Genomic DNA, 1,724 nt, shown 5'->3' with positions numbered 1-1,724 from the left:
GGCGGCGATCTGGTAGGCGGGTGGTGGCACCTCTTGGCCGAAGGCGATGGCGGCATGGGCGCTGAGGCCGAGGACCAGGGCCGCGCAGCCTGCGCGGCGGGCTACTGCCGCTGCCATTGACCGTTGACCTCGCGCACCAGGGCGGGCAGATCGCCGGGCAGGCCGAGCGACAGCCAGCGCCCGGCGTCATGGTTGAGCGTGATGGTGCGCGAGCGCACGCGGCCGGCGTCGATGCCGGCCTGCGTCGCCCACTGGCGGATGCGGGCATCCTCCTGGCGGCTGCCGACCATGTAGAGGTCGAAGGCGGTGCCGGCCGCCTGCAACTGGCGCAGGCGCTGCTCGCACGGCGGGCACTCGGCCTTCACGAAAACCGCCAGCCGGCCCGAGCCCCGGTTGCCGGCGCCCGGCGCCTTCGCACCCGGGATGTTCACGCGCTGCTGTCCCGGATAGAGCCGCTTCCACGCCGCGTCGTAGGCCCGCTGGTAGGCCAGCGTCTTGCCCACGCGCTTCGATTCCGCCTGCACCTGCAGCTCTGCATAGCGGTTGCGTTCCTCGTCGCTGCGCGCCTCGATGCCCAGCGCCGTGAGCGGATCGAGGTTCGGGGAATAGATGCCCAGCGGCCCCTGCATCAGTTGGCGATAGCGCGCCCATTCTTCGGAGCGCAGGCCCCAATCGCGCGCCAGGCGCTCGTCCAGCGCGGAGTCGTTGCTGTTCTGCACCTGGGCGGGAACGGTGCGCGAAGACGCGACCGGCGCCGACTGCGCCGAGGCTGTGCCTGCTGTGCCTACCGCGCCTGCGATAGCGGCGAGGATGGCGGCGAGGATGGCGGCGAAGCAGATGGCGGCGTGCTTCATGGCCGACTCCTACGGCAGCGCGATGCGCTGGGTCTGGCCATCCACGCGGAACACGGCGGCGCGCGCCTCGATCGCCAGCAGATGCCACGCGCCCACGGCATCGCCTTCGCGTAGCAGCCACACGTCCAGCACCGACGAGGCCTTGGGCGCCGCCACCGACAGGAAGCGCTCGCCGCCACGCAGCTCCACGCCCACGACGTTGAACGGCGGTTCGGGCACCTTGGGCTTGGCCGGCTCGGCGGTGCGCTGGGGCGCCACGGCAGGCGCGGCGGTTCGCTTCATGCGCGCTTCGAGGTCGCCCATGCGCGCCTGCAGCGCCTGCAAGTCGCCGGCATGGGTGTCTGCGGCCTGGGCCTGCTCGACCTGCGTCAGGCGCTCGTCCAGCGCCTTGCGGGCCGCCTCGAAGTCGGGCTGGGTGACAGGCTTGGGCTGGTTCTTCGAGGCTGCCGCTTGCTGTTCGAGTTCGGCGACGCGCGTGTTGAGCGCCTGCACGTGCGCATCCTGGGCGCTGGCCTGGCTCTGCTCGCTCAGGCGCGACAGGCCCACGCTGTTGACCACGGCGAGGATGCTCACGAGCAGCAGCCACGCGGCCGCTGCGATCTTGAACCAGCGCGCGCGGCCGGCGTTCTCGTCGGGAAGTTGCGGGATGGTCATGGCTGGGCCTCCTGGGGCGCGTGGGGATCGGCGGGTTCGGCGGCCGGCGCGCTCGATGCCGCAGCCGCAGGAATGGGGCTGGCGGTCGCCGCACGCGAAGTCGTCACGCGCGCGAAGCACACCGCGCGCGCAGCGTCATCGACGGACAGCTCCCAGGCTGGCCCGGCGAGCGCCCGCAAGGCATCGCGCAGCGGCAGCGGCCCGAGCCGCAGGTGC

2 protein-coding genes and 1 pseudogene are annotated in these 1,724 nt (G+C 72.5%); all 3 read right to left on the bottom strand.

What is annotated here, in order from left to right:
- Nucleotides 1-101 precede the first annotated feature (101 nt).
- Nucleotides 102-854, bottom strand: a complete 753-nt coding sequence (locus tag AC27KI_RS24165; RefSeq protein ID WP_487091048.1) for a TIGR03759 family integrating conjugative element protein — start codon at nucleotides 852-854, stop codon at nucleotides 102-104.
- A 9-nt stretch (nucleotides 855-863) separates the two neighbouring features.
- A complete protein-coding gene (locus AC27KI_RS24160; RefSeq protein ID WP_487091049.1) occupies nucleotides 864-1,508 on the bottom strand; it encodes a hypothetical protein in 645 nt (214 codons plus the stop codon).
- Nucleotides 1,505-1,724 (bottom strand): annotated as a pseudogene (locus AC27KI_RS24155) (PFGI-1 class ICE element type IV pilus protein PilL2); the annotation flags it as partial. The pseudogene AC27KI_RS24155 and the gene AC27KI_RS24160, both read right to left, overlap by 4 nt.

It is taken from the genome of Acidovorax sp. KPB24-03 (genome assembly GCF_057546605.1).
The sequence above is the reverse complement of the archived record's forward strand: the minus strand, read 5'-3'. Positions and strand labels throughout refer to the sequence as shown.